Raw genomic sequence first — 20851 nt, forward strand, 5'->3', positions numbered from 1 at the left:
ATCGGGGCTTTCGTAGTCCCTCTTAGCTGGTCACGCCCTCAGCATGCGCTGCGGCCGCGACGGCTTCCGCTACTGCGGGTGCCACGCGAGGGTCGAGTGGGCTGGGGACGATTTTGTCCGCCGCCAACTCGTCGCCGACCACCGACAGGATTGCCTCGGCGGCAGCGAGCTTCATACCTTCGGTGATGCGACGGGCGCCGGCGTCGAGCGCGCCCTTGAAGACACCGGGGAAGGCGAGAACGTTGTTGATCTGGTTCGGGAAATCACTACGGCCCGTCGCCACGATCGCCGCGTACTTCGACGCGGTTTCGGGGTGAATCTCCGGGTCCGGGTTGGAGAGTGCGAACACGATCGACTCGGGAGCCATCGAAGCGATGAGCTCCTCGGGGATCTTGCCCGCCGAGACACCGAGGAACACGTCAGCACCTTCGAGAGCCTCGATGGCACCACCATGCAGGTCACGGGGATTGGTGCGGGCCGCGAGTTCTGCCTTCACGTCGTTGAGGTCGCTGCGCTCACCCGAGATGATGCCCTTCGAGTCCAGCACGATGACGTCGCTGATTCCGGCGGCGAGCAGGATGTTCGCGCAGGCAACACCCGCAGCGCCGGCGCCGGAGATGACGACCTTGAGTGTGGTGATGTCGCGGCTCTGGACCTTCACGGCGCCCTTGAGTGCCGCGAGGACCACGATGGCGGTTCCGTGCTGATCGTCGTGCATGACGGGGCAGTCGAGAGCTTCGATGACGCGCTTCTCGATCTCGAAGCAACGCGGCGCCGAGATGTCCTCGAGGTTGACCGCGCCGAAGCTCGGACGCAGTCGGATGAGTGTCTCGACGATCTCGTCGGGATCCTTGGTGTCGAGAACCAGCGGAATGGAGTTCAGTCCGGCAAAGTTCTTGAACAGCGCCGACTTGCCCTCCATGACGGGCAGCGACGCGCGAGGGCCGATGTCGCCGAGTCCGAGAACCGCGGTGCCGTCGCTGACCACGACGACGAGTCGGTTGGTCCACGTGTATCGATCGGCAAGGGTTTCGTCTGCAGCGATGGCGCGGCTCACCTGAGCAACACCCGGCGTGTAGGCGATCGAGAGTGCCCGCTGCGTATCGAGCGGTGCTGTGGTCTCGACCGAGAGCTTGCCACCGACGTGAGCGGCAAAGATTTCTTCGTCGGTCAACTCGACCTTGGGTACGTTGATGGCTTCAGTCACGAGGGACACGATGACACTCCTGATTAGTCCAGCCTCAAGCGGGGCTGGGTTACTGGGAAGTAATCCTTCAGACCGCTGCGAAACTACGTTCACAACGGTCAGAGATCATTTCTTCCGCGAACGACTACTGAGAAGAAGAGCATTCGGCGTGCGCGAGAAAGTGGGCCGCAATACATCCGAAGCGTCATGGTGTGGGGCGGGTGAGCCCTGGCGTATCCATGCAATCTAGGTTTCGGGAGAAATTCTGACGAAACCTGCACTTCGGGGCCGGGCTGTGGCGCCGCCTCGAAGTAACTCCAGTTTGCCACCAGAGTCGGATCACAATCAAATCCTCCAAGCGGTCGGATTCCTCACCACACTCGAACCCGAGCCGTCATCCCCACCGTGTCATCCCCACCCAGTCATCCCCACCACTGCGTCACCAACAACAGCCCCGCCACCACGAGCACGACCACCGATCCGGCAACCGCCGCGATACCCCGCCTGCGGTCGCACCAGATCTGCGCGGCGAGAGCAACCACCGAGGCCGCAATGTGCGCGGTGATCGACGTTGTTCCCGGACCCGGGAATCCGCGGTTGCCGCCCAGATATGCCGAACCGATGATCACGAGTGTCAAGACCACGATTCCGGCCGCCACGGTGCCACTCAGGGCGCGTAGAGCGCGGACCAGCAGCCATTGTCGTTTGTCGGCGGGATAGCCGTAATCGTCTTCGTACTGATAGTCCTGATATTCCTGGTACTGGTAGTCGTCCTCGTACCTGTCGTTCCGGTCGTACCTGTCGTCGTATGTCATCTCTTACGCTCCCGCGACGAATCCGCGGACTGATTCCGCAATGAGTTGAACCGCGATGGCGGCGAGCAGAAGACCGGCGATGCGTGCCAGCAGACTGATGCCACCCTCGCCCAGTATCCGGATCAGTGCGGTCGAGAAGCGCAGGACCACGAACAGCACGAGGTGGATGGACAGAATCGCCAACGCGATCGCCAGATACGACGCCGCTTCACCGTCGGCCTGGGCGACAAAGACGATGACGGCTGCAATCGCACCGGGACCGGCCATCATCGGCGTTCCCAGAGGAACGAGTGCGACGTTTACGTCGTCGGCTCCCTGCGGACGGTTGGAGGCCTTGCCGGTCAGCAGTTCGAGTGCGATGAGAAGCAGCAGCAATCCGCCGGCGCCCTGCAACGCCGGAATGCCGATGTGGAGGTAGTTGAGGATCGCCTGACCGCCGATGGCAAAGACCGAGATGACCGCAAGGGAGACGGCGGGGGCCTGCCATGCCGCTCGGTTGCGATCTTCACGGCTTTTGCGGCCGACCAGTGACAAGAACACCGGGATGACTCCGGGCGGGTCCATGATCACGAACAGCGTGATGAACACGGTGAGGTAGAGCGTGGTGTCGAGCATCAGCGCCCAAGTACCTCCACGCCGGTGGCAGCCGAGACGAGTTTGTCGAACTCGGCCTCGTCCGTGAGCTCGTCGCCGAGTCCGATCGTCTTGTTCTCGCCGTGGTAGTCCGAGGATCCGGTGACTGCCAAACCCAGGTCCACAGCCAGGCGGCGCAGGACGTCACGATCGTCGCTGCGATGGTCTGGGTGATCGACTTCGAGACCCCCGAGACCCAGCTCGGCCAGATCACGGATGTGGTCGAGCGCAAGCAATCCGCCGCGCGAACGGGCCCGTCCATGCGCAAGGACAGTTACTCCCCCGGCCGCTGCCACCAGTTCGACGGCGTACTCGAGCGGAGTGTCGTACTTGGGAACGTCGTATCGCCCTCGACTGGACAACAGGTCGGAGAAAGCCTCACTGATGCTCGACACCACTCCCGCTCGCATCAAGGCCGCTGCGACGTGCGGGCGTCCGACGGACGGACCGGCGTCGGCGAGGATCTGATCGGGATCGACGGGCAGACCGTCACGCGCCATCATGGTCGTCATCACCCGGATACGTTCGACGCGTTCGGCGCGCAGTCGCTCACGTTCTTTTGCGAATTCGGGGTGCGTCGGATCGAACAGGTACGCAAGCAGATGTACAGCGACCGGCCAACCACGCTCACCTCGACCTTCGCACGACATCTCCATCCCACGAACCAGGCTGACGCCGGCCGGCAAGGCCTGCGCCGCCTCGGCCCAGCCCGAAGTCGTGTCGTGATCGGTGATGGCGACGACGTCGAGTCCGGCGTCGGCTGCGGCGCGCATGAGGGCAGCCGGGGTGTCGGTGCCGTCCGATGCGTTGGAGTGGGTGTGAAGATCTATTCGCACTGTTCCAGTGTGTCAGCAATCGGCAACTTCATCGCGCTCCGGTGGGCGAGCCGGAAGCTGACGTACGATTACGCCGCAGCGGCAGCGCAATTCGATCAGGTGTCGCTGTAGTGCCGTTCCCCTGCCGTTCCACTGCATTACAGACCGAGAAGGAGCGAGCGTGCCAACCATGCCGTCACTGCCGAATTGGTCGAACGGCAAATCGACGCAAGCCGATGCGCCCAAGATCCCCGTTCCGGCTGCCCGCGCGATCGTCGACTGCGCGGTCTACGTGGATGGCGTGCGGTTGCCGGGCAAGTACACGCACCGCGCCGCGTTGGCCGAGGTTCGTAGTCGCGACAACGCGTTCGTCTGGGTGGGCATGCACGCTCCCGACGAAGGTCAGATGCAAGATGTCGCAGCAACTTTCGGACTCCACGAGCTGATGGTCGAGGATGCCGTCCATGCACACGAGCGCCCGAAACTCGAACGCTACGACGACGTCATGTTCCTGGTGCTGCGCACGGTCGTCTACGTACCGCACGAGTCCGTCGCGACGGCGAGCGAGATCGTCGAAACCGGCGAGATCATGGTGTTCGTCGGCCCCGACTTCGTGGTGACCGTCCGGCACGGGGATCACTCCGAACTGGCAAGCGTGCGCAAGTCACTCGAGCAGAACCCCGAGCGCCTCACCATGGGCCCGTTCGCGGTGTTGCACGCGATCACCGACCACGTCGTCGACAGCTATCTCTCCGTCATCCAACTCGTCGAACAGGACGTCGACAGCATGGAAGAGTTGGTGTTCAACCCGCGGAACACCGTTGCCGTCGAGCACATCTACCTGCTCAAACGTGAAATCGTCGAACTACGACGCTCGGTCACTCCACTCGGATTGCCACTGCTCCAGCTGACCCAGCCCGCGGGCGGCCTCGTCCCGAAGGAGATCCGGCGATACTTCCGTGACGTACGAGATCACCACACGATCGTGGCCGAACGTATCTCGGAATACGACGAGGTGTTGAGTTCGCTGGTCGACGCCGCACTCGCGAAGATCGCGGTGCAGCAAAACACCGACATGCGCAAGATCTCCGCGTGGGTCGCTATCGCCGCCGTGCCGACCGGCGTTGCCGGTATCTACGGGATGAACTTCGAGAACATGCCGGAACTCGGTTACAAGTACGGCTATCAGTCCATCCTGTTCCTCATCGCGTCGGTGTGTGTCGGCTTGTTCTTTCTCTTCCGTCGCAACAACTGGCTGTGAACCTCGCACGCTGACTCCCTGTACTTGCCACCGTCGCAGGCGGACAATGGATATGGGTACGCATTTTCATTCCGTTCCCGAAATCCATTTTGCGACAAGCAAATTCAGATCCAAAGAGAAGTGGAGGAGCAACCATGCCTACAGTCGAGCAATCCGTGGAGATCGCGTTGCCACCCAAGGACGTCTGGGAGTACGTCGCCGTCGCCGAGAACTGGCCCAACTGGGAGAATTCGATGGTCGAGTGCAAACAGATCACCGACGGCCCGATGGGCGTGGGAAGCCGCTGGCACGGTGTCTCGCGAATCCTGGGCAAGCGTCTCGAGTGGACATCCGAATTCACCGAGTACGACCCACCGAGATCGTCGAAATCGACGTCCGTCGAAAGTCCGGTCAGCTTCTCGCAGACCACGACCTGCGAAGAAGTCGGTGACGGCACTCGGGTCACCTACCGACTCGACAGCGAAAGCGGCCTGGGAGGAGTATTCGGCAAGATGGCCGACCCGATCGTCACGAAAGCATTTTCACGGACGGTTCGGGTAAGTCTCGAGAACTTGGCGGACATCCTCGTGCACGCCGAATGATCTGACGGACAAAGCGCCAGCGCAGCTAGAGCGAGGCAGCGGAACGGTGCGGATCGCGGATGTCGATCCCCGCCTCGGTCCACGCTTCCCTCAGTGCCTCCGCGCCGCGCAGACGCACCCAGGCGGCTTCGGTACCGGTCAGGGGGACCACACCAAGGAAGCGCACCGGGTCGAACGGCTCCGGCAGCGTCAGGTCTTCGATCCCGCTGTCACCGAGAAGCACCGCCGTGAACGCAGTGTCCTTCCACAGCGGCTCGCCCAGGTCCAACAGTGCGTCCTCGAGCAGCACGACGCCTTCGACGGACGGCGCCGCGGCCAGCACCGCGAGCGTCCTGGCCACACCTGACGCCACACCGGTGCCACCGCGCAGCGTGAGTACCAACTCGGCGCGGGGTCCGCGTGTGGGGTCTGCGACCAGTTCGTTGGGGTCGCCCATCGGATGACGCGAGCACCCCAGTGTGACGTAGCGGACCAGGCCGTCGGGTGATTCGAAACGCAGCACGTCCAGCGGTTCGACACCGAGGAACGTCACCGAGGCCGCGGTGGGGTCCGGCCCCTCGATGCTGCTGACGAGATGGGCCCGGACGGAAGATACGACGCTGTCTGACACTCGTCCATCTAAACACCGTGCCCGCGAGGTTCGCAGCGCAGATACCTCGCGGTGGCGGTAGCGTCGTCGAAATGGTCTCCGTTCTCGCTGTCAGCGACGAGACCGTCGAATTCCTGTGGAGCAGTCAAGTTCGTTCACTCGGAGTCGACGTGATCCTGGGCGCGGGCGATCTGCCGTTTGCGTATCTGGAGTACCTGTCTGACCAACTGAATGCGCCTTGCGTGTTCGTTCCCGGAAACCACGACGCCGATCTGTCCGGATATTCGAACAAGAGATCGGGTTGGACGCGGGCCGGGATGCCTGCGCAGTGGCCGGGGCCTACCGGCGCAGTCAACGCCGACGGACGCATCGTGACCGTCGCCGGTCTGCGGATCGCGGGCCTCGGTGGTTCCATCCGATACAACACGGGTCCCAATCAATGGTCCGAGCGCCAGCAGAGCCGACGCGCTCGCTCGCTCGCTTGGCGAAACGCCTGGCAATCGCGACTTCCCGGCGGCCGGGCGGGCGTGGATGTGCTGCTCACCCACAGCCCCGCCCGCGGTGTCGGCGACGCCGAGGATCGGCCACATCGAGGGTTCGAATGCTTCACGCCTTTGATTCACAACCTCGATCCGACGGTGATGGTCCACGGACACATCCACCCGCACGGGCGAACCCCTCTCGATCTGGCGGTAGGCCGGACTATCGTGCTCAATACCGTCGGCTTCACGCTGATGGAGATTTCCCCAGGTACTCCGCCGACGATCGTGAGGCGCCGACATGGCTCGTGACACCGGATTTCCCACAGCCGACGCGGAAAACGACTTCGCTCGTCAGCGTCGACGCGCCGACGTGGCACGTCTGGTCAGTTGGCTACGACGCGAACCGGACGACGTCAACGCGATCCTGCCGTTCGACGAGGTTGTCGCAGCTCTGGGCAAGGTCGGCGAGAAGTCTCTGGGGCTGCAGGTCGTCACCATCGAATCAATAGTCGGAAGTGTCGACCGCACAGGTGATTTCGACAGGTACTTCCGTCCGACGTCCACTCACTCGCGCGCTCGTTGGGAGCGACTTGCGGTGGCGCAACGACGCGGCGAATCGGTACCACCTGTTCAGTTGTATCGCGTCGGCTCCATGCATTTCGTGATCGACGGGCACCACCGAGTGTCCATTGCGTGTGCGATGCACCAGAAGACAATCGACGCGTACGTCACCGAGATCATCACGCGTATCTCGCCGGAAGGCATCACTCAGCGCGCCGATCTGCTCATCAAGGATCATCGTCGACTCTTCCTCACCCGCGTTCCGCTGCAGGGTTCACAACGCGAAGCCGTCCAGGTCACCGACCCGTGGGAGTACGCCGAACTCAGTGAGTGTGTGGAGGCGTGGGGTTTTCGGCTCATGCAGGAGAAGGGTGAGTTCCTCGGCCGAGACACCGTCGCCCGCCGCTGGTTCGGCGAGGAGTTTCTGCCCGTCGTGCGAATGCTGCGGGGTGCCGACATGTTGCCCGAGCACACCGACGCCGAGGCCTACTTGTGGATCGCCCGGGAGCGGTACCGACTGGTGCGGCGGCACATGTGGAACGACGAGATCGTGGCCGAACTACGCGATCGAGCACCGCGAAAGCACAAGCCCGCTACGTAGATGCAGTGAAGCGAACCTCGCGGTTCGGGATCTTCGGGTGCATGAACTTCAGCAACGAACGCGCTTCTTTCTCGATGGACGCGAGGGCGGTCTTCGGTTGCTGCGCAAACAGAGTCGCACCCAACTCGACCGTCTCCTTTGCCGGCGTCACCGTCGCATATCCCACCACCTTCCCGCGCACCAGGATGGCGGGCTTGATGATGCCGTTCACGGTGACGACGCGAGTTCGGTACTGCTCGTCCATGATTCGAGATCGGTCGGCGTGCGAGAGCAAGATGTTGTCGAACGGTGCAAGTATGCGAACCGGGGGTGTTCCGGAGGTCGGTCGTGGCGCGTCCGGCAGGTCGAACACCTCGACCCCTTTCGCGTTGACAAAGGTGATCAAGCCGGGTCGTAGCCGCTCGAATACTTCGGCGAGTCTGGTCAGACCCGACCACGCCTGAGCGTCCTTCACGCTCGCGGGGCCGAAGGCCGCCAGATAGCGCAGCACCATCGCGTCGGGATCCGGCGATGAACTCACTTCCGTGCCAAGCCAATTCTCCAAGGTCGTCAGTGCCGGTACTCCGGATCGTCCCCACAGGCCTCGCGGTGGGACCTGCACCATCGGCAGAAGTCCTCGAACGCCGTGCGCCAGCCCCTCGGCCGCGTGGCCGGGAAAGCGCTCTGCCAGTATCGGTCTCATCTGCATTTGGGTGAGCGGCCCGTCCGCTACGAGGTCCCGTCCCGCCCGCGCCAGAGCGTCGAGATCCAACCCGGTGAGCGCCGCACGCTGTGTGCTGTTGGTGTGGAGATCGCGTTCCATGATCGTCTGAACCGTGGCCCGGAATGGGCCCGCATCCGCGGCCGAAAGAGCAAAGACCGTGCCCCGCATGGCAACAAGCCGCACCACCTGGCGCTTCTCGACAAGGGTGGAGAGGTCTTCTGCCGCAAAGTTCTTCAGCCGCGCCCACAGCGCCAGGTAGGGCGGGTTCGGCGCCTGGGCCTGCAGACCTGCCAGGTGCTCGATCGCATCCAACGCACTGACCTCGGCCCTCCGCAGCAGGAACTGCCGCGCCAGAGTCGCCAGGTTGAGCTCGCGATCGGTGATCAGTGCAGCCATCGACAACTCCTCAACGATCGTGGTCAGTGGCGGTGACGATCTGGAACGGTATCTCGACTCGCGCGAGGGTTCCAGACTCTTCACCCGGTCCGACCGAGAACGAGCCACCCGCGGCAACCACTCGCAGTTCGTGCGAGAGCAGTCCGATGTGCCCGGCAGCCCGTCGTTCGGCAATCCGATCGGCGCTGATCCCCCGACCGTCGTCCGAGACCACGAGCACCGCACGGTGGTCCAGTCGTGCAAGCTCGATCCGGACGTTCTGCGCGCCGGCATGTTTGACGACGTTGCCCAGAAGCTCTCGGGTGGCGCCGAACAAGACCTCGTCGGCAGACGTGCGTAGATCGTCGTTCCAGCCCGAAGTGTCGACGTCGACCACTACTCCGCCGCGTCCCTGCGCCGATCGCGCGAGGTCCCCGATCGCGCGGGCAAGACCCACGTGAACAAGGACAGTGGGATGCAGTTCCGAGACGGACGATCTCAACAGCGTGGTCGCTTCACCGAGCGCTTTTCCGGCTCGCGCCAAAGCGACAGGCTCCGCACTGTCTGCCAATTCGTCGAGATCCATCCGCGCGGCGAGAACGTACTGGAGCGCCCCGTCGTGCAACTGCTCGGACAGTTCCGTGCGCTCTCGCTGCTCGAGCCCCATGAGTTCGGCCAGAAGGCTGGTTCGATGCCCGACGAGTTGTCCGATGGTCAACACGCGTGATCTTTGAATCCGAGTCAGTCCGATTGCGCCTGCGCCCACTCCGGCCAAGGCCATGGTGCTCAGCAGGATCGACGGCCACGGCTCGGAGTTCGAAGTCATCGTTGCCCAACTGGAAACGAAGAACACACCGATCGTGCAGGCAACGACGCCGACACACACGTCCGTCCGCAGTTGCGTACACGCCAGAACCGGAATGACGAAGAGCCCGTTACTCAAGATGTCGGCGGTCCAACTCTGCTCGGCCGCGAGACCGGTCAGCAATGTCAGAGTTGCGAGCACGGCAAGGTCGACGAACAAGCCGAGCCAGATCATCGTCACCGGGCCGGTGCCGCCCTTGCGGATCCACAGCGCCACGGCTGCCGACCAGAGTGCATAGGCGCCCAGAATCGCGAAACACCATCCCGCGTCGTTCATCGGCGGGACGAAAATCAGTGTCAGGGCGATGAACAGCACCAGAGCGCCGCGCACCGTCAGTTGGAGGTACGCACCGCGGTAGGCGTGTTCGCGCATGATCCGCTCGAGGTCCGGGCCACCGGGCAGGTGCTCGGTTCGTACCGAGGATTCGTTCATCTGTCCTCCTGTGCCGCCCATCCCAGTTCCCTGTGAATGAGCTTCGCACACGAGATTTCACAATCAACCCGCAATACCGTGAATGGCACAGCATTCACCGAACCTCGAAACCACGCAGGAGTGCTCATGATCTCGACCCGAGCAAGCAAGCGCCGCATCGCCACTCGATTTGCCGTCGCCGGCGCCCTGGCAGCGGCGCCGATCGCCGTGGTCGCCGGGACAGCGCAAGCCGCCCCGGCCTCCACCCATCACGAACAATTCGGCCGCCTGGTCCCCCTACCCGAGCCGGCCGACGCAGCGCCCGGCCCCGAACAGGTACCGCTCACCTGGGGCGCGACGTATTCGGTCACCTTGCCCGGGTAAAGGTCACAGCAGCAGATTGGCTCCCGTACCGCCGTCGAACACTGCGATCTTGGCGGGATCGAACCACAGATCGACAGACCTGCCCTGGGCCACCGTGGACTCGGACGAGAGCCTGGCAACCAGTTGACCGCCACCAGCGACGGCCGTTCCCGAATCGGCGGCGAGTTCCTCGAGTTCACGAGAATTGACGGCGGGGCCACCAGCGAGGAAATACGCGTACTTGTCCGAACCCATCGATTCCAGCACGTCGACGTCGACGGTGAACGTCCCGCCGTGCGGCTTCTGCGCTGCATCGACCAGCGCCACGTCCTCGAAATGTTCCGGCCTGATACCGACCACGACGTCCTTGCCCGAGCCGCTGCCCGAGATCTTCGACTGCGCCGCCGCGGGCAGGCGAACATCGCCGATCGGCGTGCTCACACCGTCGGCCGTCAACTGTCCGGGGAAGAAGTTCATGGACGGGGACCCGATGAACCCCGCCACGAACAGATTGTTCGGTCGATCGTAGAGTTCCTGCGGCGCACCGATCTGTTGCACGATTCCGCCGCGCAGCACGACTACCCGATCGCCGAGCGTCATCGCCTCGGTCTGGTCGTGGGTCACGTAAATCGTTGTCGTACCGAGTCGCTGCTGCAGACGGGCGATCTCCGTCCTCATCTGCACGCGCAGTTTGGCGTCCAGGTTCGATAGCGGCTCGTCCATGAGAAACGCCTTCGGGCTGCGCACGATTGCGCGTCCCATCGCGACACGCTGACGCTGACCGCCCGACAGGTTCGCCGGTTTGCGATCGAGATGCTGGGTGAGGTCGAGGACCCGCGCCGCGTCGTCGACCTTGGCGTTGATCTCGTCCTTGGACATCTTCGCCAAGGTCAACGGGAACGCGATGTTCTGGCGCACCGTCATGTGCGGATACAGCGCATACGACTGGAACACCATCGCGATGTCGCGGTCCTTGGGGGCGCGTTCGTTGACGCGTTCACCCGCGATCCGCAACTCACCGGTCGAAATGTCTTCCAGCCCGGCAATCATGTTGAGAGTCGTGGATTTTCCACAACCGGACGGGCCCACGAGAATGATGAATTCTCCGTCGGCGATGGTGATGTCGACATCACTGACCGCCTTGGCTCCGTCCGGGTACAGCTTGGTCACCTTGTCCAGCACGATCTCGGCCACAGGCTTATCCCTTCACTGCGCCGGAAGTAAGCCCGGCCACGATACGACGTTGGAAGAACAGAACAAAGATGATGATCGGAATGGTGATGACCATGGCGGCCGCGGCGATCGACCCGGTGGGCTCCTCGAATTGTGAAGCGCCGGTGAAGTTTGCGATGGCCGCAGGGGCGGTGATGGAGCGTTCGGTCGACGTCAGCGAAATCGCGAACAACAGATCGTTCCAGCAGAAGATGAACACCAGAATGCCCGCAGTGACGATGCCGGGCGCGGCCAGTGGAGCCACCACCTTCCGGAACGCCTGCCCCGGCGTCGCGCCGTCCATCTGAGCCGCCTTCTCGAGTTCCCAAGGAATCTCTTTGAAGAACGCGGAGAGCGTGTAGATCGCCAACGGCAACGCAAAGGTGATGTACGGCAGGATGAGTCCGGCCCAGGTGTCGAAGAGTCCGAGCCGTCGTTCGATGTCGAACAGCGGGCTCACCAATGAAATCTGCGGGAACATCGCGATCAGCAGGGCAACAGCCACCAGCAGCTTCTTGCCCGGAAAATCCAGGCGCGCAATCGCGTAAGCAGCCATGGTTCCGATCACCACGGCGATGACCGTCGAGATGAGTCCGATGCCGATGGAGTTGATCAGAGCACTGGTGAAGGCGCTGGTGTCGAAGATTCCTCGGTAGTTGTCCAGGGTCCACTTCTCCGGAATGAACTTGCCGTCCTTGATGGTTCCGGCGGGCTTGAAGGACAGGCTCGCAATCCACAGGACGGGAACCAACGCGTACAGCAAGACCAGAAGGTTGACGACGGACCAGCTGATCTTGAGTCTGGGAGTCACGGTCATGTCAGCGTCCTTCCGTATCGGATCCGGGAGCCGAAGCACCGAAAAGTTTGATGAAGATGAACGCGATCACTGCCACACACACGAAGATCAGCACGCTGATCGCGGATCCGATGCCCAAGTTGAATGCCTTGAACAGATTGTCGTAACCCAGAATCGACACCGACCCGGTGTCGTTCGCTCCCTTCGTGAGCACGTAGATGTTGTCGAAGATGCGGAATGCGTCGAGTGTGCGGAACAGCAGAGCGACGAGGATGGCGGGCTTCATCAGCGGAAGGATGATGCGTACCAACCGGGTCCACGCGCCGGCGCCGTCCACCTGAGCCGCCTTGAGAAGGTCATCGGGCACGAGCGCCAAGCCGGCGAGCAGGAGCAGCGCCATGAACGGCGTCGTCTTCCAGACCTCGGCAAGGACGATGATCGCGAGCGACGGGATCTGGTCGGTGAGCGGCGCACTGCCGTCGGGCAGGAGATTGGCGAGGTAGCCGGTCCCCGGCGTCCACGCGTAGTACCAGCTGTATGCCGCCGCGACGGTGACGATGCCGTACGGGATGAGCACAACGGTGCGGACGAGCCCCTTACCCACGATCGTTCGGTGCATCACCAGTGCGATGGTCAGTCCGAGAACGAACTCGATGACGACCGAGACGACAGTGATCGACGTCGTCACCGCGAACGCTTGCCACCAGTAACCGTCGGTCAGCACCGACACGTAGTTGTCGAACCACACGAACTTTCGTTGATCCGGGAAGCGCAGGTCGTAGCGCTGCAAACTCAGCCACACGGCGTAGACCACCGGATATGCGGTCACCGCGATCATGAGAATCGCGGCCGGGGCCACCAGCCAGAGACCGAGGCGACGCTCGGCCGCCTTTCCGTCGGACATCTTCGTTTTCGCGGAGTGCTTCGGCTCCGGCGATGCCGTCGCGACTGTTGGTGCAGCTCCCGAATTCTCGCTGTCGATCGTCACGGAATCAGCCCCTCGGAATTGACTGCCTTGCGTACCTGCTCGGCAAGATCGTTCACGGTCGATTCCGGATCGATGTTTCCCACAGGGTTCAGCGTGGCAGTGATGAGCGTCGAAATACTCTGATAGGCAGGAGAAACCGGACGAACCGAAGCGGTGTCCAGGCTGTCGCGAACCTCACGCCACGCCGGGTACGCCTCCTGGAACGCCGGGTCGTCGTACAGGCTCTCGAGAGTCGGCGGAACGCCACCGGCTACCGCGTTGTTGCGCTGATTCTCCTCGTTACGCAGACAGGTGAGCGCCTCGAACGCGAGGTCCGGATGCTGGCTGGTCTTGGCCACCGCCACGTTGAAGCCGCCGATCGTGACCTCGGCCGGCTTACCCTCGATCACCGAGGGATACGGAGCGGCAAGGAAATTCCGTTCTCCGTTCACCGTGAGCACCGTGTTTCCGGTGTTCTCACTGGTGACGTTGCCCTTGTCGTCGATGTACGGCAGATCGCCCTTCTCGGCATTCTCCATGATGCCGGGCAGCACGAACGGCCAGTTGACCTGGAAGGCAGATTTGCCGCTCTCCATGCCCAGTCGCGACGACGCTTCATCCCCCTGCGAGATCGAGGGATCCGCACCCTTGGCGGTAGCGACGCGCTTCATGACGGTCAGCGCTTGCTGGGCAGCATCACCGTCGGCCACCGTCACGGTTGTTCCGTCCGGCCCCACCACCGATCCGCCGGCACTGGCGAGAAGAGTGTTGAACCAGACCATCAATCCTTCGTACTGCTTGCCCTGCACACCGATCCAGCTGGGGCGCCCCTCCGCGGCCAGGCCTTCGGAGATGTCGATCATCTGATCCCAGGTCTGGGGTGGTTGCCCGTCCGGCATCAAATCCTTTCGATACCAGAGCAATTGGGTGTTGGTGTTCAATGGCGCCGCATAGAGTTGGTCCTGCCACTTCGCCGACTCCAGCGGACCCTCGAGCGTCCCGTTGCTGACCTCGGCCGCCACGTCGTCAGGAAGCGGCAATGCCCATCCCGCTTCGGCGAATTCGGCAGTCCACACCACGTCGAGCGTCATCAGATCGAGTGACTTGTCGTTGCCGGTCAGACGCCGGGCCAACTGAAGTCGCTGGTCGTCGGCACCCTTGGGCAGAGTTTTCTGCTCGACCCGGTACGCGCCGTTCGACGCCGCCGAGCAATTGGCGGCGGCCTCCGCATACTGCTCGGCGCCGTCGGCAGCGGTGTAGAAGGACAGCACCACGCCGTCGTCATTGTCCGATCCGCACGCACTGAGCAAGGGCGCCAACAACAATGTTGCCGCGCCGAGCAGCCCCGCCCGCAATTTCTTCTTCTGTCCCGCCCGCGATCTCTCGTTCTGCCCCGCCCGCGATCTCTTGTTCTGCACAGCCGTCCTCCTCGGGCGGCGAGACGGCGCAGTCGTTACGGCTGGCCGACGCACCACACATCGGCACTTTTGCCGGAGAAGGGACCTATTTCCTTGTCCGGCAAACGGTCACGGGAAGCGAGTACTACCTCGCCCGCGTGTACATAAAGTAACCGAGATCACACAAGTTGGCAGCCCGAGCGAGAATGTCAGATGGCGAGCTTGGCGAGCAGGTCGCGCGCCGACTCCGCCGTCTTGGGCTCACACAGTACGTCGTAACGTCCGGCGACCAACTGCATCGTCGAGGCGAAGTCCCGCTGCCCACGCGTCGCGGCGTACGGAATCGTCGTGGAGATGACACCGAAGATGATGCCGCCCACGATGCCCGCGATCAGCGGAGCGAGGAAACCACCGGTGACGATTCCGAGCACCAGGCCGAAGAAGACACCGAGCCAAGCACCGGAGACGATGCCGCCACCGATCACCTTGGCCCACGTCAACCGACCGAGAACTCGCTCGACCTGCATCAGGTTCACGCCGACGATCGTGACGTCCTGAACCGGGAATTCCTGATCGGAGAGGTAATCGACTGCGCGCTGCGCCTCGGCGTAGGTGGGGTACGACCCGATGGGCCATCCCGAAGGCGGTGTCGGCAACGCTCCACGGCGCGACCCATTCGACGATTGACCGAGCGGATTGGACATGGCTGGCTGCGCTCCTCTTTTCGGGCACGTCATCCACGCGGATGACGCAAGTACATCTACCCCCTATTGTGCCCTTTACAGACCTGATTCGTTCGGCTATGCGAGCGTCAGGCGTGTTCGGGCGGCGTGAATTCCGAGGTGCGCGTCATCCCCGCGGCGCGGCCCTTGGCCGAAATCACCAGTGCCATCTTGCGACTCGCCTCGTCGATCATCTCGTCGCCGAGCATGACGGCGCCCCGCCCTCCCCCGGCAGCCGAGGTGTGGAACGCGTACGCGTCCAAGATGAGTTCCGCACGGTCGTAGTCGGATTGGCGCGGACTGAACACCTCGTTGGCCGCCTCGATCTGCGTGGGGTGCAGAACCCACTTGCCGTCGAAACCGAGCGCTGCCGTTCGCGCAGCCGACCGAGTGAAAGCCTCGACGTCGCGGATCTGCAGGTACGGCCCGTCGATGGCCTGGACGCCGTGCGCCCGCGCGGCCATCAAGATGGTCATCAGGATGTGGTGATACGCGTCACCGCGGTCGTAGCCGTCCGGTTGCTCACCGACGACCAGAGTTCGCATGTTCAAGCTCGCCATGAAGTCGGCCGGGCCGAACACGAGCGCCTCGACGCGGGGACTCGCGGTGGCGATCGCGTCGATGTTGGTCAAGCCGATCGCGTTCTCGATCTGCGGTTCGATCCCGATCCTGCCGACCTCGAGACCGTTGGCCTTCTCGACCTGCGTCAACAACAAATCGAGCGCCTGGACGTGACTCGCATCGGGAACCTTGGGCAGCAGAATGGCGTCCAGATGCGCTCCGGCGCGGCCCACCACCTCCACGACGTCGGCATACGTCCATTCGGTGGTCCAGTCGTTGACCCGGACGACCTTGACCTGTTTGCCCCACCCGTCCTCGGCCAACGCGTCGCCGATCGACTCCCTGGCCGCCTGCTTCGCCAGCGGCGCCACCGCATCTTCGAGGTCGAGAAAGATCTCGTCGGCGGGCAATCCCTTCGCCTTGTCGATCATCTTCCGACTGCTGCCGGGAACTGCCAATACCGATCGACGGGAACGGTTGCGTGAAGTCATTGCGGACTGCCCTTCTCGATTTTCGGTGGCGCCGTTGCAGATTTTGACGCTGGACGAATTAGCCTTGCAATCATGGCAGCAGCAGGCAAGGTATTTGCAGCCAGGCTTGCCGGCCTGGTTGTACTCGGCCCGGACGGCGAATCGATCGGTCGTGTGCGCGACGTCGTCATCACGGTCCGCATCGGACGCCAGCAACCCCGCGTTCTCGGTCTGGTGATCGAAATGTTCACGCGCAAACGCATTTTCGTTCCGATGTTGCGTGTGACAGCAATCGAACCGAGTGCAGTCACCCTCACCACCGGTAACGTCAGTCTGCGGCGCTTCAACCAGCGCCCGGGCGAAGTGCTCGCTCTGGCGCAGGTACTCGATTCGCATGTGCGCGTGGACGACCCGGAACTCGAGGAGCTTCACGGCGTCGACACGATAGTCGTCGATCTCGGAATCGAATCGACGCGGACGCGAGACTGGGTGGTCTCCAAGGTCGCGGTTCGCGGCCATCGCGGACGCCTCGGTCGACGCGCGGCGATACACATCGTCGACTGGCAGCACGTCGCCGGCCTCACCCAGAGCGATCTCTCACTCCCCGGCCAGGGCGTAGCTCACCTGCTTCTCCAGTACGAAGGCATGCGACCCGCCGATGTGGCCAACGCCATGCGCGAACTGCCGGAGAAGCGCCGCCACGAACTGGCCGTGGCGCTCGACGACGAACGCCTCGCCGACGTCGTGCAGGAACTGCCGGCGGACGACCAGACCGATCTGCTGATGCACCTGGAAGTCGAACGCGCCGCCGATCTACTCGAAGCGATGGATCCCGACGACGCCGCCGACCTGTTGGGCGAGCTGCCCGAAACCGAGGCCGAGTCACTGCTTCAGTTGATGGACCCGCAGGATTCCGAACCTGTTCGACGCCTGCTCGAGCATTCCCCGGACACGGCCGGTGGTCTGATGACGCCCGAACCGGTGGTACTGACGGCCTCGACGACGGTCGCGGAGGCCCTTGCCCGCGCCCGCAACTACGACGTGACCCCGGCGCTGTCGAGCATGGTCTTCGTCGTACGTCCGCCGACGGCGACTCCGACCGGGCGGTATCTCGGCTGCGTCCACTTGCAGAAGCTTCTCCGCGAGCCTCCCGCCAGCCTGGTAGGCGGACTACTCGACACCGACATGCCCCGGTTGGCCCCGGACGACTCGTTGGCGTCGGTCACCCGATATTTCGCGACGTACAACTTGGTATGCGGGCCGGTCGTGGACGACGAGAACCACCTGATCGGGGCCGTGACGGTCGACGACGTGCTCGATCACCTCCTGCCGGAAGACTGGCGTGAGGATTACTCCGACGACGAGGAACTACTCCGATGAGCGAACGGGCGTCGAGCACGACCGCACGGCAACGACTGGAAACGCCTCGCGGAAGCCGCCGGTTCAATCTCGATTTCGACGTCGAAGCTGTCGGGCGCGTCAGTGAACGCATCGCCCGCTTCCTCGGCACCGGGCGTTATCTCGCAATCCAGACGATCATCGTGATCGTCTGGATCCTGATCAACGTGTTCGCGGTGGCCCTGCAGTGGGACCCGTACCCGTTCATCCTGCTCAACCTGGCCTTCTCCACCCAGGCCGCCTACGCGGCGCCGCTGATCCTGCTGGCCCAGAACCGTCAGGAGAACCGCGACCGGGTCTCGCTCGAGGAGGACCGCTCACGCGCCGAGCAAACCAAGGCGGATACCGAATTCCTCGCCCGAGAACTCGCAGCTCTGCGTATCGCCGTCGGCGAGGTTGCCACCCGCGACTACCTGCGACGGGAGCTCGAGGAGATCAAGTCGATCCTTGCTGCCGACGGCGAACCGACCCCGAAGAAGAAGCACCGTGACTCGAATACTGCGAAACAAAGTCACAACTAGCTGAGCGTTCGCTGAGTTTTGCTGCACGCACCGTGACCGATATGTAACGTAAGTCACAGCAATATGGATATCACGGTGGGTACTCCGGAGCGGGAGCGCCAGCAAAGGGGAATCGTGCGAGTACGCGGAATGATTGCAGCATCCACACTGGTGGGGGGACTGCTCGTCGTCACAGGTCCAGCGGCCCTCACTGCCGGAAGCGCACCGACCGGAGGGTCACAGGTTCCGATCGCACTGGCGGGCTCCGCCTCGATTGCGCAGCCGGACTCTGTCGACTTCCTCCCGACGCCCCGCACGGTCCGAACGCAAAGATCGGCCCCGCCCAGCGATACGGTCGCCGGCGCCCCGGCAGCGCCCAACGCTGCGGCCGTCGTCCTCACCTCTCTGGGCATCCCCGAGATCGTCCTGAACGCGTACCGCTCCGCGGAGCTGGTGATGATGACCGAGGCACCGGGATGCGGAATCCCCTGGCATCTTCTGGCCGGCATCGGACGCATCGAATCCGGTCACGCCAACGGCGGCAAGACGACCTCGGTGGGTACGACGGTCACCCCGATCCTCGGCCCCGTCCTCGACGGACGGCTGGCAGGCAACGAAGTCATTCGGGACACCGACAAGGGCGCAATCGACGGCGACCCCACTCACGACCGCGCCGTCGGGCCGATGCAGTTCATTCCGGCCACCTGGGCCGGATATGCCAGCGACGGCAACGGGGACGGAATCAAGGACCCCAACAACGTCTTCGATGCGGCACTCTCGGCAGCGAAGTACCTCTGCAGCGGCGGACTCAACCTGCGCGATGTCGCCCAGGAGACCAAAGCTGTTCTGCGATACAACAACTCGGCCGCTTACGCAGCAAACGTGATCATGTGGTCGACGGCATACAAGAACGGTGTCATTCCTTCCGGTCAGCTGCCGTACACCTCGGGCATCAACACCGGCAGCTCCGCGATCAACGCCGCCGCCTCGGCAGACTCCGCCGCTTCGGCCGTACTCGCCGCGGCTGCGGCTACCGATCCGGCGGCCGGCGACAAGGAATCAGCGTCGACGACGCCGACCCCGACCACCGCTCCCCTCTTCCCGGGTCTGCCGGACATGCCTGCACTCTCACCCGAGATCCAGGCACTGATCCCGCCGGGCGTCATGCCAACCAGCCCCGCTCCGGGACCCAACGCCGCCCGGAACGCAGCTCCCGGTCCGATCATCCCGCTCCCCGTCCTCACCTCACGGGGTCTCGTGTGGCCGATTCTGACGGCCGAGGGATGGCGCTGGCCCGACGACATGTGTGTGATCCTTCCGGACCCCGCAGCCCTCGACGCCTTGCAGGACGGCATCCTTCTGCCGTGCACGATCCCGGGCATGGCAGTGGCCGCCACGGCACCCGCCACCACCGACGCGGCTCCCGCGGAATCCTCTCCACCCGCCGCCCCCTCTCCGGAGCCCGCACCGGCACCGGCACCCGCACCGGAGCCCGCTCCGGCCCCGGCTCCGGCATTCGTGCCGTTCTTCCCGGGCCTGCCCGGCATGCCCGCTCTGTAACCGAAAAATCACGAAAGAACAGTGCATATGCCCCAAACTGCCCTTCTAGATCACGGTTGAATAACGGAAACGCAACAAATCAGGTAGCCTCGACTCCGTCAGTTGAACGGAAAACCTCCTCGCGGAGGTTCAGGAGGCATACACAGTGGGTCGGCACAGCAAGAAGACAGATTCGCACATCCGTCGAAATTCGGTCATCGCGCTCACCGGACTCATCCCTATCGGACTCGTCACCGCAGCCAACACGGCCGGCGCCGCTCCCAAGGTCCCGTTCTTCAACACCAGCTCCGCCGAAACGGTGGACACCGCCGCACAAGCCACGCAGGAGCCGCAGGCGCAGATTCTGCCCGCCGTCGAAGCAATCGCCGAGCCGGCTCCCGCCCCCGCGCCGGAACCCGCGCCGCTGGCTCCCGTGCAGGCCACTCCCCCGCTCCCCGCGTCCATGGCCGAGGGAGCACTCGGAATCCCGAGCGTGAGCGTCGCCGCCTACCAGAACGCCGAGCGGATCCTCGCTGTCGAGAAGCCCAACTGCAACATGCACTGGACGCTCCTCGCCGGTATCGGCCGCGTCGAATCCGGCCACGCCAACGACGGCAAGGACGCCGACGCGAACGGCAACCTCTACAAGCCCGTGATCGGCCTGCCACTCAACGGCAGCCTCCCCGGCCAGGCCGTCATCATGGACACCGACGGCGGCGCCCTCGACGGCGACACCGTCTACGACCGCGCAGTCGGCCCGATGCAGTTCATCCCGTCCACGTGGAACCAATACGCCGGTGACGGCAACGGTGACGGAATCGCCGACCCGCAGAACCTTTTCGACTCCGCACTGACCACCGGCAAGTACCTGTGCGACGGCGGACTCAACATGCAGGACGTCACCCAGGTTGCCTCCGCGATCCACCGCTACAACAACTCGGCCGCCTACGTCGCCAACGTTCTGGCCTGGTCGCTCGGGTACTCCACCGGCATCGTGCCCGCCGCATCGGACCTGCCGCGCATCCACTGACCTACCTGGACTTACCAT

22 protein-coding genes are annotated in these 20851 nt (G+C 63.6%); 9 read left to right on the forward strand and 13 right to left on the reverse strand.

Annotation, left to right across the window (positions count from 1 at the left end; all coding sequences use genetic code 11):
* Positions 1 to 22: 22 nt before the first annotated feature.
* The 4 genes from RHP72_RS19920 to RHP72_RS19935 form a co-directional block, all read right to left on the reverse strand.
* Positions 23 to 1216: an NADP-dependent malic enzyme gene (locus tag RHP72_RS19920; protein WP_003945072.1), complete on the reverse strand. Its 1194-nt coding sequence runs from the start codon at positions 1214 to 1216 to the stop codon at positions 23 to 25.
* Positions 1217 to 1608: 392 nt separating this feature from the next.
* Entirely contained in the window at positions 1609 to 2001 is a 393-nt protein-coding gene (locus tag RHP72_RS19925) for a hypothetical protein (protein WP_054781921.1), read from the reverse strand.
* A 3-nt stretch (positions 2002 to 2004) separates the two neighbouring features.
* Entirely contained in the window at positions 2005 to 2619 is a 615-nt protein-coding gene (locus tag RHP72_RS19930) for a MarC family protein (protein WP_164490628.1), read from the reverse strand.
* Complete coding sequence (locus tag RHP72_RS19935) at positions 2616 to 3470, reverse strand: PHP domain-containing protein (RefSeq protein WP_007736119.1); 855 nt, start codon at positions 3468 to 3470, stop codon at positions 2616 to 2618. Before RHP72_RS19935 ends, RHP72_RS19930 begins: the two co-directional genes overlap by 4 nt.
* A 169-nt stretch (positions 3471 to 3639) precedes the next feature.
* Between RHP72_RS19935 and RHP72_RS19940 the strand changes: the two genes are divergently transcribed.
* Both RHP72_RS19940 and RHP72_RS19945 read left to right on the forward strand, forming a co-directional pair.
* Positions 3640 to 4710: a magnesium and cobalt transport protein CorA gene (locus RHP72_RS19940; RefSeq protein WP_007736118.1), complete on the forward strand. Its 1071-nt coding sequence runs from the start codon at positions 3640 to 3642 to the stop codon at positions 4708 to 4710.
* 134 nt (positions 4711 to 4844) lie between these two features.
* Positions 4845 to 5291 (forward strand): SRPBCC family protein, encoded by a 447-nt coding sequence (locus RHP72_RS19945; protein ID WP_311093734.1) that lies wholly within the window; start codon positions 4845 to 4847, stop codon positions 5289 to 5291.
* A gap of 25 nt (positions 5292 to 5316) precedes the next feature.
* Here RHP72_RS19945 and RHP72_RS19950 read toward each other — a convergent pair whose 3' ends face one another.
* Entirely contained in the window at positions 5317 to 5901 is a 585-nt protein-coding gene (locus RHP72_RS19950; RefSeq protein ID WP_007736116.1) for a suppressor of fused domain protein, read from the reverse strand.
* Positions 5902 to 5972: 71 nt separating this feature from the next.
* Between RHP72_RS19950 and RHP72_RS19955 the strand changes: the two genes are divergently transcribed.
* Together RHP72_RS19955 and RHP72_RS19960 are read left to right on the forward strand one after the other, a co-directional pair.
* Positions 5973 to 6671 carry a metallophosphoesterase gene (locus tag RHP72_RS19955; RefSeq protein ID WP_042923373.1) on the forward strand — a complete coding sequence of 233 codons (699 nt, stop codon included), beginning with the start codon at positions 5973 to 5975 and terminating at the stop codon, positions 6669 to 6671.
* Positions 6661 to 7524, forward strand: a complete 864-nt coding sequence (locus RHP72_RS19960; RefSeq protein ID WP_003945080.1) for a hypothetical protein — start codon at positions 6661 to 6663, stop codon at positions 7522 to 7524. Before RHP72_RS19955 ends, RHP72_RS19960 begins: the two co-directional genes overlap by 11 nt.
* Here the strand turns inward: RHP72_RS19960 and RHP72_RS19965 are convergent.
* Positions 7517 to 8623: a winged helix DNA-binding domain-containing protein gene (locus RHP72_RS19965; RefSeq protein WP_311093735.1), complete on the reverse strand. Its 1107-nt coding sequence runs from the start codon at positions 8621 to 8623 to the stop codon at positions 7517 to 7519. The two genes, RHP72_RS19960 and RHP72_RS19965, sit on opposite strands and share 8 nt — an antisense overlap.
* 10 nt (positions 8624 to 8633) lie before the next feature.
* The gene (locus tag RHP72_RS19970; protein ID WP_064075559.1) at positions 8634 to 9899 is read right to left on the reverse strand and encodes a sensor histidine kinase; all 1266 of its coding nucleotides are present in this window, start codon (positions 9897 to 9899) and stop codon (positions 8634 to 8636) included.
* A gap of 126 nt (positions 9900 to 10025) precedes the next feature.
* Between RHP72_RS19970 and RHP72_RS19975 the strand changes: the two genes are divergently transcribed.
* Positions 10026 to 10262: a hypothetical protein gene (locus RHP72_RS19975; RefSeq protein ID WP_230691567.1), complete on the forward strand. Its 237-nt coding sequence runs from the start codon at positions 10026 to 10028 to the stop codon at positions 10260 to 10262.
* Between the two features lie 3 nt (positions 10263 to 10265).
* On the opposite strand, the gene RHP72_RS19980 is transcribed toward RHP72_RS19975, so the two are convergent.
* From RHP72_RS19980 to RHP72_RS20005, 6 genes are all read right to left on the reverse strand, one after another.
* Positions 10266 to 11435, reverse strand: a complete 1170-nt coding sequence (locus RHP72_RS19980; protein WP_003945069.1) for an ABC transporter ATP-binding protein — start codon at positions 11433 to 11435, stop codon at positions 10266 to 10268.
* A gap of 4 nt (positions 11436 to 11439) precedes the next feature.
* Entirely contained in the window at positions 11440 to 12270 is an 831-nt protein-coding gene (locus tag RHP72_RS19985) for a carbohydrate ABC transporter permease (protein ID WP_003945075.1), read from the reverse strand.
* Between the two features lies 1 nt (position 12271).
* The gene (locus RHP72_RS19990) at positions 12272 to 13153 is read right to left on the reverse strand and encodes a carbohydrate ABC transporter permease (RefSeq protein WP_044480569.1); all 882 of its coding nucleotides are present in this window, start codon (positions 13151 to 13153) and stop codon (positions 12272 to 12274) included.
* Positions 13154 to 13233: 80 nt separating this feature from the next.
* A complete protein-coding gene (locus RHP72_RS19995) occupies positions 13234 to 14571 on the reverse strand; it encodes an ABC transporter substrate-binding protein (protein WP_037131899.1) in 1338 nt (445 codons plus the stop codon).
* Between the two features lie 251 nt (positions 14572 to 14822).
* On the reverse strand, positions 14823 to 15317 hold the full coding sequence (locus RHP72_RS20000; RefSeq protein WP_003945065.1) for a general stress protein: 495 nt from the start codon (positions 15315 to 15317) through the stop codon (positions 14823 to 14825).
* Positions 15318 to 15424: 107 nt separating this feature from the next.
* On the reverse strand, positions 15425 to 16387 hold the full coding sequence (locus tag RHP72_RS20005; protein ID WP_003945087.1) for a CoA ester lyase: 963 nt from the start codon (positions 16385 to 16387) through the stop codon (positions 15425 to 15427).
* A 72-nt stretch (positions 16388 to 16459) separates the two neighbouring features.
* Here RHP72_RS20005 and RHP72_RS20010 point away from each other — a divergent pair, with 72 nt between their 5' ends.
* The 4 genes from RHP72_RS20010 to RHP72_RS20025 all read left to right on the forward strand — a co-directional run bounded on the left by RHP72_RS20010 (position 16460) and on the right by RHP72_RS20025 (position 20833).
* Positions 16460 to 17746, forward strand: a complete 1287-nt coding sequence (locus RHP72_RS20010; protein ID WP_003945077.1) for a magnesium transporter MgtE N-terminal domain-containing protein — start codon at positions 16460 to 16462, stop codon at positions 17744 to 17746.
* A complete protein-coding gene (locus RHP72_RS20015; RefSeq protein ID WP_003945067.1) occupies positions 17743 to 18285 on the forward strand; it encodes a DUF1003 domain-containing protein in 543 nt (180 codons plus the stop codon). Before RHP72_RS20010 ends, RHP72_RS20015 begins: the two co-directional genes overlap by 4 nt.
* A 114-nt stretch (positions 18286 to 18399) precedes the next feature.
* Positions 18400 to 19824 (forward strand): lytic murein transglycosylase, encoded by a 1425-nt coding sequence (locus tag RHP72_RS20020; RefSeq protein ID WP_311093737.1) that lies wholly within the window; start codon positions 18400 to 18402, stop codon positions 19822 to 19824.
* Between the two features lie 145 nt (positions 19825 to 19969).
* Complete coding sequence (locus RHP72_RS20025; RefSeq protein ID WP_003945171.1) at positions 19970 to 20833, forward strand: lytic transglycosylase domain-containing protein; 864 nt, start codon at positions 19970 to 19972, stop codon at positions 20831 to 20833.
* Positions 20834 to 20851: the final 18 nt, after the last annotated feature.

Origin of the sequence: Rhodococcus sp. SG20037, assembly GCF_031763325.1 — a bacterium.
Classification (GTDB): domain Bacteria; phylum Actinomycetota; class Actinomycetes; order Mycobacteriales; family Mycobacteriaceae; genus Rhodococcus_F; species Rhodococcus_F qingshengii.